We start from the raw sequence: 15,300 nt of genomic DNA, 5'->3' as shown, positions 1-15,300 counted from the left end.
GTTCGGTTTATAAAGGGTTATCTATACTCTTGCAGCACAATAACTTACTAATATTACTAACACAAATGTAACAATATTATTATTATTCAAATGTAACTCTAACAATATTATTTTTTGGCTGGTTATCAAACAATGAAAACGATCCCATAATTAACAAAGCTCGTTTGTTATCTGCCGATTTTGTTTCGTAAATATCTAATATTACACCATCTACGTTACCAGTATTATTATATAATTCTTGCAGTCCACCAGTGGAATTGAGTACGGCAAAGCCATTACGTATTACACCATCATATGATCTGAAGCTACCGTTAATTACTGCTAAGCCATCATCCAACAATTTAGCAAAAACCGGGATACCGCCACCAAACACTTTAGCCGTGAAAGTATCGTCAATAGATCCGTCATAATTTAAACGAACCATATATTGGCTGGCTTTGCCATTAAAATTATTAAACGCACCAACAACAAGATATTTATTTAAAACAGCATTGTAGCTAACGAATGCGATTGGCTGATCTGGGCCCGTACCTATATTAAAGGAATTATCCCTTGTTTTTCCGTCAGGGTTTAATCTGATCATAGCGGGAGCTGCTGCATCATCGAAAGTAGTAAATCGGCCATATACCAAGATCTTACCATCAGCGTGCATTATCGTGTTAATAGGACCATTTGCCCCAGATAAACTTGCGCCAGGATGATTTTTATAACCAGGTTTGTTTTCATCAAATCTCCAGGTTTTATCTAAAGTACCGTCATCATTAAGACGGGCCAACTGGCGAACTGCCGTACTATCAACTACAGTACTATCTTTAGCATCATAGGTGTTAGCGGCATAATTACGCGTAGTAAGGTATTCAAAATTACCGGTGACAACCATTTTGTTTGTACCTACCGGATATATGTGTGTAACCGTACCACCAGTAAAGCCAACGTTAAATGTTGGAACGTATTTGGTTCTCAACAAATAAGTTGTAACCTGCATAGTATCAATCAAACCATTGGTTTGAATTTTTGCTATACGGCTAACGTTACCGCTTTGCTGTGCATAGGCAGTAAAGTCGCCAACTACATAATAATAAGGGCCAACCTGCGCTATGTCGTAAATAGGAGCGTTTGCACCAGCACCTACCTGGAATGATCTATCCCAAGAACCGTCAGCAAATGTTCTAACAATACGGTTTGTCTTAATTACTAAGCCTTGATTATTATAGTTATCAAAGTTGCCGACTATTATCATCTGAGTTGTATTTGGAACCGGGAATGCTTTTACTACGAAAGCGTTTGCTCCTGTTGCTCCGGTCGGGTTGTTATAAGTAGGGTCAAGATTAACCTTCCCTAATACTGTAAACCTCGGGCCGAAAACCAATTGACCATCAACAACAAACGCAGTAATACCAGAGCTTGCATTGCCAGGAACCTCCACCTTAATACCGGTAGATGTTATTTCTTTTATTGTTCCCTTCTGTCCGTTAAACAAGAAATCCAATTTGCCTTTGTATGCTTCTAAGCCGGTTGCAGCTATGCTTACTATAGTGCCGGGGCTGCCAGATGAAGGTACCGGAATTTGTTGAGGGTCTGTTGATATCCCAAGTGGAGCCTTCGCATCAGCATATGGATTGTTAAAAATCTGCTGTGGTTTTTTACAGCTGCTAACAAACAAGCCCGCAGCGATCATCAATAAACCTGTATATTTAAGTTTCATATTTTTTATTTTAATTTCAAAACATCTTAAAATAGGACTTTCTTCTTCCTCCTCTTATCTGCTCAAAATAACCTCATCCGAAAAGTCAAAGGACATTCCAAACTGATCCATCATAGTCTCATTCATTCTAAGTTCACCGGTGGTATTAGGGTTCGACTTAGGATCGCTGGCTCCCGGATACCAAACCGCCAAAGTGTGTACAACACCATTGGTAGGATGTATATCTGATGACGCAACGGCAGCTGCACCACCATAAAAATATGATGGGTTTGATGGATCTGTCACACTTGTTATACATAATTGACGATATCCGGAATATTTCACCGTGTTTGCGGTATAGAATACAACGCCAATATTAGACAAATCTGACCCGTTGTAGCCATAATAATAGCCACCAGGATATAACGGACGCAAGTTAAAGTCCAACTGGGGATAATCTTTCAGATAATATGACCCCTTAAACATATAACGCATCAAATATTTTTTCCAGATCGGGCCGGGAATATCTGACAACTGTTTAATTGTATCCTTATGCAAAGTAAACAGCATCTCATTTAAACCAAATGCCAAGTATTGGTCTGTGCTGTTAACTAAACCGATAGTTCTTCTTATAACCTCATCTGTCGGTGCAAAAAAGGTTATATTTTCTTTGGAAAATACGTCTTCCATACCCGCTAACTTTACAATTTGAGCAATGGTATCAAACTGCGGCTTTGATTGCAGATATTGAAGCATTGTTCCATTAAAGTTAGGGTTTGCAAGCCCGCCGTCTTTATAATACTTATCTTTTGAACAAGATGATACCGTTACGATCAGCATCGCTGAACAAACTATCGGTACAATGTATTTTCTAATAATAGTTTTCATGCGCATAATTAAATTATTCGATACCAGTTCCTCTCCAATATGCATTCAATGTCATATACGGATTGTTAGTTAAAGCAGATTGGTCAATTGGCCATGTCCAGCCACCTCTTGAAAATTTATCTTGAGTAAGCGGGTTATCTGTATATTGCTTGCTCATAATTCTTTTAGTACGAACCAAATCGAAATAATGAGAACCTTCACCCATTAACTCTTTAGCACGTTCCCAGAAAATGGCATCTTTTAAACCTTTAGGGCTATCGTCATCGCCTACAGCAGAAGGATATAGCGTTGCTGACCATCTACCTCTAACAATATTTAACTCACTAACAGCCTCCGCGTGTCCAAGTTCAGCAGACGCCTCAGCATGCAATAGTATCGCATCAGCATATCGCATAATCAAGAATGTAGCATCAGGTATAGCGTTGTTTAACGGATTAGTTGAGTCAAGAAACGTATTACCTGCGAACTTTTTCATTTGGAATGTCTCGGCATTTTGATTAAATGGATCATCAAACCAAACATTCAACCTGTGATCTTGTGCATCTGGGTAAAGTTTCTGCATATAAGCAGCGGTAAATACACATGGGCTTGTACGCCAGTCGTATTCTGGCAATCTGTATGGGAAGTGAATAAAGCTTTCCCCAAAAGGAGCGTAAGAGAATACCTGGCTACCGTTATAGTTAACAGTAGTATACAACTCGAATAAACTTTCTTCTGAGCGACCTTTAGTTACGGTATTCCACTCAGCTTCTGGAAGCAAGCGGAAAGCATTACTAGCTTCTAATTCTTTACCCAGATCCTCAGTAGCTTGATAATATTTCAATTTGTTAGATGGATCGAACCCAGCGTTCCACATATACATATTCATCAATAAGCCGTAAACTGCGCCTCTTGATGCACGAACACCTCTTAAAGACGGGTTGGTTACAGCCCATGGCAAATCAGCCTTACCTGAAACTAAATCACCTATACACTTATTAACAACAGAAACCATATTTTCTCTTGGAAGAGGATCTTTTTGGTAAGGTGTTGTATAGTATGCCACATCCCCATATAATCTCACCATGAAGAAGTAGCAATAACAACGTATGAATTTGGCTTCTTCAATATACGCTTTAGTTTGCTCAGCGTTTACACCTGGGATACCGTCATTTAACTTGCTCACTAATATATTGGCTTGCTGAATTACTTTGTAGTATTCATTCCAAGTAGTAAGGTTATTAAATTTGTATTGATTGGTTACACCATTATAACTCGGTTGCAACGCATTAAGCAAAAAACGATCATTTACTGCAGTTGACGGAATAGTTTGAAAACCGGTTGTTGTACCAGAGAAAGCAACTAATCTGGTATGGCCACCAAGCTGTCCAACGTCTAACCTTAATTGTCTGGTACCTACAGTATTGCTCGACGGAATCACCTCGCCTGAGCGGAATTCGCCTGTTGCGCCGGCAGTATTAGTTTGCGCATATTTATCAAATAGCGAACCGTACATGTCGGTTATATTTGTCTCGACATCATTAGCCGACTGGTAATAATTGTTACCAGTAAGCTTATCAATAGGCGTGATGTCAAGGAATTTCTTACAGCTATATTGAGATGCAATCATCACCATCAATAAGCCAATAACAATCTTTTTCATATCTTATCTTCTCTAATTTGAATTAAAATGTAACGTTAAATCCAAAAGTATAGGTACGTGGGTTTGGATATGCTCCATTAACGTCTTTACCTAAAGCATTCACGTTTTCAACGTTAGGGCCTGAATATGGTGAAAATACTGCCATATTAGATGCTGACACATAGGTTCTTACGGTATTAAGGCCAATACGCTTAACAAAGTTTTTAGGTAATACGTAAGCTAATGTAACTTGGTTGATTTTAAAATAGCTACCATTTTCCTGAAACAATGTTTGTTCAGATCTAAAGTTGTTCATATACGACTCATGTGCGTAGTTATAAACATTAGCATATCTGGCACTCGCGTCGCCTGTTCCACGCCAGATATTTAGATCATTAGCTGTAGGAACCGCAGTTGTACCGTATGGGTTACTCAATTGTAATAACCGTTGAGCTAATGAAGCATTTATAACCGACCTTACAGCTGTATAAGATGAATAAATATTTAACGAGAACTGTCCATAACTAATTGTGTTGCTAACACCACCTGTTAATAATGGTTGAGTGTTACCGCTAACTTGTCTGTCTCTCGCATCGATTACATAATCATGGTTATAGTCAACTAACCTGGCATCACCACCTTGGTAAGAATATCGCGGACCTTGATTACTATTTCCGTTTCTTAATCTTAAACCTGTAACCGGATCTACTGGTACATCAGCCGTAGTTGCGTAGACACCATTATTAGTAAACAAATAGTTAGATAATGAGTTTCTACCTACGCGTTTTGCAAGATATTGGCCGCTGATAAATAGCGCGTTATTCTGGCTTGTGTTAATATCAATGTATTGACCATTATACTGAGGCGGCAATTTCACCAACACGTCATAGTTCAACATTAAGGTCCATTGTAGTTTACTGCTCTTACGTAAAGGGCGAATAGTCAATGACAACTCATAACCATAGTTAGTCAATGCCGCATCATTACTTACGTAAGTACCGAAACCTAAAACGTTAGGTAACTGGCTTGTGAACAAATCCTGAGATACCGCTCTATAATAGGTATCGAAGATCAAATCCAACTTGCCGTTAAACATACCTGCATCAAAACCAAGGTTGTATTGAGTTACGTTTTTCGATTTCAAATAAGGATTTGGAATTTGGCCAAAGTCAATACCTACACGAGGAAGGTTATTGTAGAAACCATTTGGATTATATTTACCATAAATATCCTGTAAAGCTCCAACCGGATAAATGTTCAGACCCGCAGTTAACCTTAAGTCAGCATAATCTAACCATTTAGATGTTTTGTTGGCAATCCAATCTTCTTTAGTGATATTCCATTTAAAACCAGCAGAAGGATCTTTAGTATATGGATCTGCCGGACCGTTAGCTGAAGAACCATCTAAACGATAGGTAATATCAAGGATATATTTCTTCTTATAGTCGTAGGTAAACGCAGCAGCAAGCGCAGCTGTCCTTAAATTTTGGAAAGTATTTAATACCCCGCCACCTTTTGTCAGTTTACCATCGTATCCTGTAGGCCCCTCATACTGGTCATTCGGAGTACCATAGATACGAGTATAATTAGCTTGGAAATTAGTTATATAAACCTCATCAAATACGTTAAGGAACAAGTTGTGTTGACCAAGCGATTTGGTATAAGAAATATTATTACGGTTATATAATACAGCAGTAGTTTGATACTCATTATCTATTTGCGCATACTGTGCATTTGCAGCAGCAGGCAAAAATTTATCTGTATTATCTATTGTATAATCATAACTACCAGATGTTTGTAATTGCAAGCCTGGGACTAACTCGTAGTTAGCGTTCATGTTTACAAAAATCTCTTTAGGGCCTGCGCTTTGTCTAACATCTAAGGTGCTTAATACATCGCTGGTAGCCAATAAGAATGAGGGGCCCGGGCTTAACGAAGAGTTATTTACGCTATTTGCAACTATATTTTGCAACACGCCGGTACCACTACCTGTTCTGATCTTACCCAATGACGCTCTAACCGAACCAAAGAAACCTAATTTCGTAGTCGGTTTAAACTGCATATTCATATCCAAACTGTAATTTTCAAACCCTGTATTTTGTACGATACCGGTTCTTGAAAAATACTTTAAATTGGCCTTATAATTGAATTTATCATCACCACCATCTAACTCAACGTTTTGGGTTGTGTTAAACTGATCTGAATAAAAAATAGATTGCCAATTAGTTGAGTTGTTATAAAAAGCATTCAAACTATCTGCAAGAAATGGAGTATTAGTTAGTTGATATCTATCATTATTTATAGCATATTGATTGATTTGAGCAATTCTAAATGCACGTTCTGAATCACCACCTAAGGTTGAACGCAGTTTAGGCACTTTTGATACGGTAAAATTTGAAGTCAATTTTACTTGCGGTATTTTAGATCTACCCCTTATGGTGGTAATCAAAATTACACCATAAGCACCCCTTGAACCATATAATGCCGTAGCTGTTGCGTCCTTTAACACCTCCATGCTCTGTATATCTTCTTGAGCAATCAATGACAATGGGCTTACACCTGAGCCTTGTTGATCGAAACCATACTGTGATGCCTGATCAGCTGTCAACGGAATACCATCAATAATATATAATGGTGACGTTGGTTGCAAGAAGGTGTTATCACCGCTACCTGTAGTAGAAATCGTAGATAAACCACGAATATTAACTGAACCACGTAAACCAGGAGCACCTGTGTTATTTTGAATATTCAAACCCGCAACTTTACCTTGTAACAATTCCTCAACGTTACCTACCGGGTTATCCTGAACTTCTTTACCGGTAATGATATAAGAAGAACCAGTTGTTTGGTCACGTGTACGTTTTACGTAACCACGGATTACGACGTCGTTGGTTATTCTTGTATCGGTTTCCAAAGTAATATTTAACAGCACCTGACCAGGTTTTAACTTAATGGTTTGTGCTGCATAACCTACGATAGAAAATGTTAGTGTTGCCCCATCATCAACAACTACAGAATATTTACCATCTAAATCAACTTGTGCTATACCCTTGCCGCCTACAGATACCGTAGCACCTGTCATTGGCTCTTTGGTTGCCTTATCCGTAACGGTACCTTTCACCGTTACCTTTCTAGTTTGTGCTATCAGATTCTGGCAAAGAAATAAGCAACAGAAAAAGATGAACGGCCAAATAATTTGTTTTCTCATTGTATATTAGTTTTAGTCATTAGGGTTCTAATCATTGTCAAACTTAGGGTTAACTGTTTTAAAGTGGAATACGATTTCCCAATCACCCTGTTCAAAAATTCTGAAATTCTGGGTAATACCTCCCACTAATGTTATGTTACCAGAAGCTACACGACTGTAAGTCAAATTAATTTGAGCCATATCGCCGCCGGTTAAGTTAGTAACACCACCCGCTGTAAACTTGGTCGGGATTTTTGCCAACGGTATTGGATATGCGACGTTGTATTCTACATATTCCGGGTAAACATCCCCACCAGGTGTACCATCTTTCTTAAATCCATGAATCTGATCCTGCCATTTAGTCAGGTTGAATTTGGTTGGGCTGATCGCTACCGAATCTTTATTTAAAACCTTGATCCGCAACCTGTGGCCTTTAGCTGCATCGTTGGTCGGATCACCTGGTTTGTCAACAAATTTCCTAATATATAAATAAACCAAACCTGTGTTCTGGTTTCTCGGGTCGGTCATATATTGGTTGGTTGTTTCGCCTTTAATGTTGTATAACGCATCCGGATAGTTATAGGTAAGTATATGACCTCCCGGAGTAGTTGTGTTACGCTCACCGGTAATAGTATTATAATCGGCCACCGGATAATAAGGCTGGTCAACTCCCGGAGTGAGTGTCAAGTTAGTGATTGTTCTTGTACCACCACTATTGGTTATCTTAATATCAAAGAATCTTTGATCTTGCGGATAAACTACCGAGTCGGACGGTTTGATATTGTTCCTGTTAGCTGTATACCAAAGTACCAGGTCACCGTTACCCCTAACCTCTAACATCGGGTGATTTTCCAGATGTCTTTTAGCTTCTATTTGAGCCAGGCTGGTTTCTTTACCGGTATACTCCTGTGTCCAAACTAAGGTAGGTTTTACAGCAAGCATATCGCTCGCGTCACGGCCATCCCCGAATCTCGGATTTTTAATCGTGAAAGTTATCGGGAAGCTCGAGTTGTCCGAGTTAAATATATTTCCACCACCCAATACAGTGGTCCTTCCTAATGTGGGTGTAAATGACTTAGTGGTATAATCAGCCTGTGTACTCAGGTAATTTTTCTCGTCCGGAAGGTTGTACAGTTTTCTACATCCTCCAGAAAAAGCAACTACAGCTGCTAACAATACAAAAGCTTTATATTTTATTGTGTTTTGCATAACGTTGTTTACTTTAAACTTTTTCTTCATCTTGATTAATTAGACCGTAAGTTCATTGTCCATTCAGATATCTGGAACAGCGTCTGACTTGAGCTACCTGTACCTACTTGTAATATCACCAGACGGTAACCTGTATAAGCCACGTTATTAGTGAAATCAAATCTTTTTTGTTGATAATTGGTAGTCCAATCCTGGTCTTGACGAACATCTAATTGTACCCAAACAGCATTTGGATTTGGTCCATATTTATCATTAAATAATGGATTTGTCAATAATACCCATGGGTTAGGATCTAAAGTCGCTTCTATCTTAAATGCTCTAGGGTCACGATCTCGGTAAAGTTTAGAGTCGTTCGCTGTTGTCATGGTATAAGCATTAGCTACTGCCGGATGCGCAGGAATCCAATATAAACTTGGGTAGTAGTTACTACCAGCATTAACGTTTGAAATAAACTTGGTTAACACAGAACCGTCAAGAGCTTTTTTGAAAGTCTCACCTGCAGACACCTGACCATCATAATATTGTGAAGCAGTTGGCCAGTATGGAAACAATAAGTCTGTCGACAAATTCCAGGCAACCGGCGGAGGTGGCACAAGAGTCATTCTTGCTACATACTCGTCGAATCCAAAAGTATGATCTGGTTTCAACAAGTGTACAATGCCATTCTTTGTTTTGATGTTAACTGATGTTGTTTGGGTTTTAGACCATTTAGCAACAAATAAACTTCTTTTAGTGTCAGAATATTCAATTGCCTCAACACCTCCGTTCTGGAAACCTTCTGCATCAGCAAAAATACGCTGCCCATGCATCGGAAAACCACCACGCACACTGTTTACAGTTTGTCCATCACCTATCGCGAAATCACTAGCTCTATATTCATTTCTGATAATATACATTGAAACTAATGTGTCTAACGCAGCACTATCACGTTTTGCTTTTTCGATATTCTTAGACCCTACCACGCCAGTTGTACCTGCGGCCAATTGGCTTAGATAAACCGGACCTTGCCCGCGAGATTTGCGCAAATCGTTTAAGGTTTGCACTGCTATCTGGAAGCTTGAATTTGACGGAGCAAATAAGGTAACTGTACTGTCAGTTAATATTTGTTTCATCCCTGCAAACTTGTTAACAAGCATTAGCAATGAATCGTAAACCCCCGTTTTACTTTTCAGGTATTCATAAGTAGTTAAGTTGGTGGTATTTACAACCGGTACTGCATCATGCATACCCTTTTCAGGTTTACATCCAGTTTGAAATATTGTCGCAGCAAAAACAATTGCTACTAAATATTTTCCGAATAAAATTGATCTTTTCATGTCTCTATGCTCTTTCTGTTATTACTTCCAATATGAATTTTGTGTTAACAAAGAATTCTGCGCAAGTATGTCGCGAGATATAGGCCAGAATATACCACCTGAATTGATCAGTTGCATAAACTGCGGATTATTCTGCTTGATCTTCTCATATCTGATCTTATCATACCAGTGGTCGCCTTCACCCATAAATTCTTTTTGGCGTTCTTTAAAAATAGCCTCTATTAAGCTTCCGTGAACATTTGGGTTATAAGCCACATAGTCAGATGCACTGCTATTGGTCAAACCTTGTTGGTCAACATTATATCTTAATTGTCTTATTCTGTTTAAATCGGTTGTTGCTAAGGTATTTTCGCCTAATACGGCATATGCCTCAGCACGTAATAAGGTAACATCTTCCAAACGCGTTAATAAAATAGCGCTTGAAAATATTCTGAATGAAGAAGAAGCAGGATCGCTTGCTCCACCCTGAATAACCCTTATTTTAGCAAAGATCGGGTACTTACCAAGAAAATTGGCGAAGTAACCTTTTGTAGTACCGGTTAGCGCGTCTGAGTGGACAGTACCGGTAGTATCAATATTGAAACGGGCATCGTTCGTTTCTTTAAAGATAGATAAGATTGAATCCTTTGGTACATAAATATCAGGTACGTTTTTGTTAACTACCGGCTGAGCTAAAGTCAACGACTCAATGTTGCCGGTAAAGGAAGCATCCTGATTATTCCAAGTGAAACTAAGCGCAAATAGCTGGTTATCGTTAGTGCTGTTTGTATTTGTATAAAACAAACCATTAGGAGCACATAACGTCGCCGTGTTAGTATATGACATGTCATATTTAGTATTGTACTCTGTTAACACTTTCTTAGTGTATCTAACAACGTCGACATACTTACCTTGCCAAGCAGCAACATGACCTAACATTGCGTAAGCTCCTAATTTAGTAATTAAGGCTCCGCTCCATCTGTTTCTGTCTTGATTGTAGTATAAGCCGGGCTGTTGCAAATCGTTATTGCTGTAATAATATGGCAAATCAAGTGCAGCAGCTTCCATTTCTGATTGAACAAAAGTTAGGACAGCGTTTTGGTCAGTCCGTGGACGGTTTTCAAAGCTTCCATCACGTGAAGTTAGGATCAATGGAACATCACCCCAGATTCTTGCCATATAGAAGTATGCAAAAGCTCTTAAAAACCGAACCTGGGCAATGTCTACAGTCATGTTATTTGCGGTATATCTAAGGTCTTTAGCTTTAACCTCAGGTATACGTTCTAAAAATGTATTAGCAGCATTAACTACAGCGTAGAATCTTCTCCAGTTTGATAAATTATTCAATAACGGATAAGACGCATTCAGGTTATTGGCGATAACTGCTTTCAAATCCTGACGGATAGGGCTCGCAAAATTACCCATGCGTACATCACCATATATCCAATGACCATTATTTTCTGCAAGTGCTGCTCTGGTTAACCCGTATACACCCATGATACCAGCGCGGGCATCCTCTAATGTATTCCAATAATTGGTCTCACTTACAACACGTGATGAGGTCACATCTAATGTCTTCTTACAGCTATTTGCGATAACAGTAAGACAGATAAGACTCAGCAAAATTATTTTTTTCATTTCATCTCTGTTTTAACGGTATTCAATATTATTTGTCTACGACTATGAATTAAAAATCTACCTTAACTCCCAATGTATATATTCTAGGGATTCGTATTCCGTAGCCAGTATCATAACCGGTGTAATCTACCAACTCAGGATCTTGACCGGTATAGTTAGTTAATGTGAACACATTGTTTACACTACCGTATACATAGAACCTGTTAACATTTGGAGATTTTTTCTTCATTACACTCGTTAAGTCATAGCCCAACTGTAAAGTACGCAGTTTAATAAATGAAGCGTTCTCTAAGAATAGGTCTTGATTAACCTGGTATGGAGCAACTGCACTTGCAGGGTTATAAATTGGATATTTTGAATAATCGCCTCTTTTTTCCCAGAAAGTGATCTCTTTTACCGAGTTGATATTATTTAAACCTTCGCGGTTATAGAAATCAAATCTGTTAGCCATATCCTGGTTTAATAATTGACGGCCCAGGTTATAATAGAAATCTAAGCTTAACGACCATTTTTTATAACCAAAAGTATTTGACCAACCACCTGCAACAGTTGGTAATGCATGTCCTTTTAAAGTTCTGTCGGCATTAGTGATTTCGTTATCGCCGTTAATATCTGCCCATCTTGGATCACCAGTTCTCATAACGATACCGTTATAGGTCATAGCTTTACCACTAGCAACCGGAACTTCAGCGTCAGTATTGTAAATGCCGCGGTTAGTCAATAACCAGTAACTATCAACTGATTTACCTACTTGAAGTAATCTGTCATTACCATATGCATCACTAATAGCAACTTGGTTTAAACCACCAGGCAATGCGGTTAAAGCATTGTGGTTAAAGTTCATATTGATGCTGGTAGTCCATGAGAATTTATTTTCAGCTGGGAAAATAACTCCGGTAATGCTAGCGTCAAAACCAGTGTTACGGATAGCCATACCGTTTTGGATAATTGAGGTATAACCATATTCAGCTGCCGATGGAACACCTAACAACATGTTTTTATCATGTTTGTAATATGCCTCTACGCTTACCGATAAACGTTTGTTTAAGAAAGTTGCGTCAAGGCCTAAATTTGCCTGATCTGTATATGCCCATTTAAGGTTATATGGGACATAGCCTGATGAGTACGGACGGGTTAAGGTACCCAAGCCGTCATATCCAGGAGTAATAAGGTTGCCTGCAAAACCGATGAAGGCGGTGTATTGAGGGCCCTGTGAGTAATTATCAAAATACTCGTATTTGCCCATTCTGCCGGCACTGGCGTGTAATCTAAACTCAGATATGCTGCTTTGATCCTCAAATAATTCTTTTTTCAAATCCCAACCTGCACCTATAACTGGTGAATAATACCAGCGGTTAGTAGGCTGTTGAGTTGAAGCACCATCAGCCCTCAATGTTACTGAGAAAGTATATTTGTTTTTCAGCAAATAATCAACTTTACCATAAAATGCAAGTTGGTTGTTTCTGGTATGATCCAAAAATTTGTAAACCAATTGGCTCTGGAATACGGTTGGGGTAAGATAGTCATCTCTATTTGGGTCCGAGTTTAACAAGTTTAACTTGATAAAGTCGTTACTTCCTTTATATGCATAAGCATACGTATATCTTGAGAAGTCATACTGGAACATATTACCAGCAGTGAACTCAAATTTATTATCATCGTTTGGTGCGTACTCATAAGTAGCTACGTTGTCGATTGTTGTACGATCATTGTAACCAAAATAGTTAGACGCGTAGTTTGTTGTTTGCAGTAAAGTTCTTGGATAGAAAATATCGCGGTAACCTTCGTTATAATCTATATTGTAAGTAGTTACAAACTTGAATTTACCCAAGTCTATTGCAAACTTAGCATAACCGTTTACAACGTTGGTTGTATTATTGTCAAAACCATCATCAAACTGGGCTAAGTAGTTAGCATAGTTAGCTTTGTTTGGAGCTATTGGCGTACTCAAGTCTGGTATATAATTAACCTGGGCAAGCCTGTCACGGATATTTTTGTTCCGACTGCGTAGTATATGATTCGCGTTAACTACAGAGCTAAAAGTAAACCAGTCTAATGGTTTCATATTTAACAAGAAACGCGCATTATAACGGTCAAGGCTGGTATTGTCTGCAGCACCCCCGCTTTTGGTATCACCTAACTGGAAGTTGAAGTTTGCTCTTTCGTCGCCACCACTGATGCTAGCGTTTACACTGTAAATGCCCGTGCTTTTGTAGTAAAGGTCATTCCAGTTAGAAGGGCCATAAAAAGCGTTATTTAACGAGTCGCTCAAAAACAGTGGATAACTGTCATCAGGTGAGAAAGCTCCGTTAGCAGCATATTTCTTATAAAACTGCTGTCTAAAAGCATTTTCAAAAGCACCGTTAACGGTAGTAACAGCATGAGGAGTTGCTACACCAGCATAACTATCAAAAGTGATTCTTCTTTTAAGAGAAGCTCCCTTGCTGGTGATAAGGATAACACCATTTGCACCTTTAGGGCCGTAAATTGCGGTTGCGTCTATACCTTTCAATACCCTGATTGACTCAATGTTCGGCATATTGATGATAGACAGCAGATTAGTAGCAGGACCAATCCTGTCATACTTGTATTGCTGAATATCAAATGCATAAGGGTGGTCACCAACTAATTGAACACCATCAAGCACAACAAGAGGCTGTGTCTGGTAAGTTTCACGCGCAGACAGTAAGGGCTGCGAAGTGCCATGGATAAACATGTTTTGAATGGTTCCCGGCTCGCCGCTTGGTTCATTAACATATACACCCGCAGCATTACCTTTTAAATACTGCTGCAAAGAAATTGCAGGGAATGTAGACAGCGATACGGGATCTAGCTCATTCGTTTTAGACTCAAGCCTTCTTCCAATAGCATTCTTTGGCGGCTTAATGGCCACATTCGAATCCATCGTTGTCGTATCTTTACGAGTAGTATCGCGTCCCACTCTGGCGGCACCCCTTAGATGGATACCCCCTTTTGTTTTGGTGTGATTTGAGACACGTGCAGGCATGGCCGGATCGCCAAAGGAGTACGTTGTTGTACATAACACACCCAGGAAAGTTATAATTGCAATAATGCGCATAACAGATAATTAAGTATTAACTGATTAAAAAAACTGGTTATTAATTGATTGTTGTAATGGAATATATTTAATATCAACGCCTTGACCATCAACCTTCTTTAAGGGTTAATATCGTAGCGCGAATATTGAAATACCGATAAAATCGTCTGGTTCGCCAGGGCCCATCAAAATTTCCCTGAAAAATCAACACAGACACACGTCAGTTGATTATTCAGAAAATAATGGTAAGCAGCGCCGGAAGGATTTGCTCCAAGGGGTTTTTGTAAAATTTTGATCATAGCTGGTTTATAATAGTAAATAAATCGATTGTTAGGGTAATAATTAAAATTGGTTATTATAATTGGTCGCGAAAAGCCCCAAATCCTGCTGTGGGTGACTATTCACTTTGACAATGATACAATAATAATTTAATATGTTCAAAATTAATTTTAAAATATTCTGATTTTTTAGGACAAAGCTTATAAAAGAGCTAATTTATTACCTAAAAGCGTGATTTTGAGCACAAAACTAGCCTAAAAACTCGGCAAATAAACGGTTGTCTTTGCGCAAAAATGCTATTGTTTGGCAAAGATTTTCCACATTTTATTACCTGTGCCGATTATTATATTAGATATTTTGTTAATAAGTATAAACTCTATTATCATTAGTCGTTTAAACAATTGCAGCGTCTATCCAAGCATCTGAAAGTCAGCTTTATAT

At 38.7% G+C, this 15,300-nt stretch carries 8 protein-coding genes; all 8 read right to left on the bottom strand.

Translation table 11 applies throughout. From position 1 onward, the window contains the following. Positions 1-82: 82 nt before the first annotated feature. The 8 genes from ABD772_RS17255 to ABD772_RS17220 are packed head-to-tail and all read right to left on the bottom strand — an operon-like array spanning position 83 to position 14,601. Positions 83-1,705 carry a DUF5008 domain-containing protein gene (locus tag ABD772_RS17255; protein WP_345107386.1) on the bottom strand — a complete coding sequence of 541 codons (1,623 nt, stop codon included), beginning with the start codon at positions 1,703-1,705 and terminating at the stop codon, positions 83-85. 54 nt (positions 1,706-1,759) lie between these two features. After that, positions 1,760-2,572: a fasciclin domain-containing protein gene (locus ABD772_RS17250; protein WP_345107383.1), complete on the bottom strand. Its 813-nt coding sequence runs from the start codon at positions 2,570-2,572 to the stop codon at positions 1,760-1,762. A gap of 13 nt (positions 2,573-2,585) precedes the next feature. Beyond that, positions 2,586-4,214, bottom strand: coding sequence for a RagB/SusD family nutrient uptake outer membrane protein (locus ABD772_RS17245; protein ID WP_345107380.1), 1,629 nt, complete (start codon positions 4,212-4,214; stop codon positions 2,586-2,588). Between the two features lie 22 nt (positions 4,215-4,236). Further along, complete coding sequence (locus tag ABD772_RS17240; RefSeq protein ID WP_345107377.1) at positions 4,237-7,401, bottom strand: SusC/RagA family TonB-linked outer membrane protein; 3,165 nt, start codon at positions 7,399-7,401, stop codon at positions 4,237-4,239. A 27-nt stretch (positions 7,402-7,428) separates the two neighbouring features. Then, entirely contained in the window at positions 7,429-8,619 is a 1,191-nt protein-coding gene (locus ABD772_RS17235; protein WP_345107374.1) for a DUF5007 domain-containing protein, read from the bottom strand. 5 nt (positions 8,620-8,624) lie between these two features. Next, on the bottom strand, positions 8,625-9,905 hold the full coding sequence (locus ABD772_RS17230) for a hypothetical protein (RefSeq protein WP_345107372.1): 1,281 nt from the start codon (positions 9,903-9,905) through the stop codon (positions 8,625-8,627). A gap of 21 nt (positions 9,906-9,926) precedes the next feature. After that, positions 9,927-11,522, bottom strand: a complete 1,596-nt coding sequence (locus tag ABD772_RS17225) for a RagB/SusD family nutrient uptake outer membrane protein (RefSeq protein WP_345107370.1) — start codon at positions 11,520-11,522, stop codon at positions 9,927-9,929. Between the two features lie 49 nt (positions 11,523-11,571). After that, positions 11,572-14,601, bottom strand: coding sequence for a SusC/RagA family TonB-linked outer membrane protein (locus tag ABD772_RS17220; RefSeq protein WP_345107367.1), 3,030 nt, complete (start codon positions 14,599-14,601; stop codon positions 11,572-11,574). Between the last annotated feature and the right edge of the window lie 699 nt (positions 14,602-15,300).

Origin of the sequence: Mucilaginibacter panaciglaebae (assembly GCF_039539265.1) — a bacterium.
Classification (GTDB): domain Bacteria; phylum Bacteroidota; class Bacteroidia; order Sphingobacteriales; family Sphingobacteriaceae; genus Mucilaginibacter; species Mucilaginibacter panaciglaebae.
The sequence above is the reverse complement of the archived record's forward strand: the minus strand, read 5'-3'. Positions and strand labels throughout refer to the sequence as shown.

Excerpts from the sequence above, each read along its gene's own strand:
- ABD772_RS17255 (WP_345107386.1), bottom strand. The coding sequence starts at position 1,705 with ATGAAACTTAAATATACAGGTTTATTGATGATCGCTGCGGGCTTGTTT.
- ABD772_RS17250 (WP_345107383.1), bottom strand. The coding sequence starts at position 2,572 with ATGAAAACTATTATTAGAAAATACATTGTACCGATAGTTTGTTCAGCG.
- ABD772_RS17245 (WP_345107380.1), bottom strand. The coding sequence starts at position 4,214 with ATGAAAAAGATTGTTATTGGCTTATTGATGGTGATGATTGCATCTCAA.
- ABD772_RS17240 (WP_345107377.1), bottom strand. The coding sequence starts at position 7,401 with ATGAGAAAACAAATTATTTGGCCGTTCATCTTTTTCTGTTGCTTATTT.
- ABD772_RS17235 (WP_345107374.1), bottom strand. The coding sequence starts at position 8,619 with ATGAAGAAAAAGTTTAAAGTAAACAACGTTATGCAAAACACAATAAAA.
- ABD772_RS17230 (WP_345107372.1), bottom strand. The coding sequence starts at position 9,905 with ATGAAAAGATCAATTTTATTCGGAAAATATTTAGTAGCAATTGTTTTT.
- ABD772_RS17225 (WP_345107370.1), bottom strand. The coding sequence starts at position 11,522 with ATGAAAAAAATAATTTTGCTGAGTCTTATCTGTCTTACTGTTATCGCA.
- ABD772_RS17220 (WP_345107367.1), bottom strand. The coding sequence starts at position 14,601 with ATGCGCATTATTGCAATTATAACTTTCCTGGGTGTGTTATGTACAACA.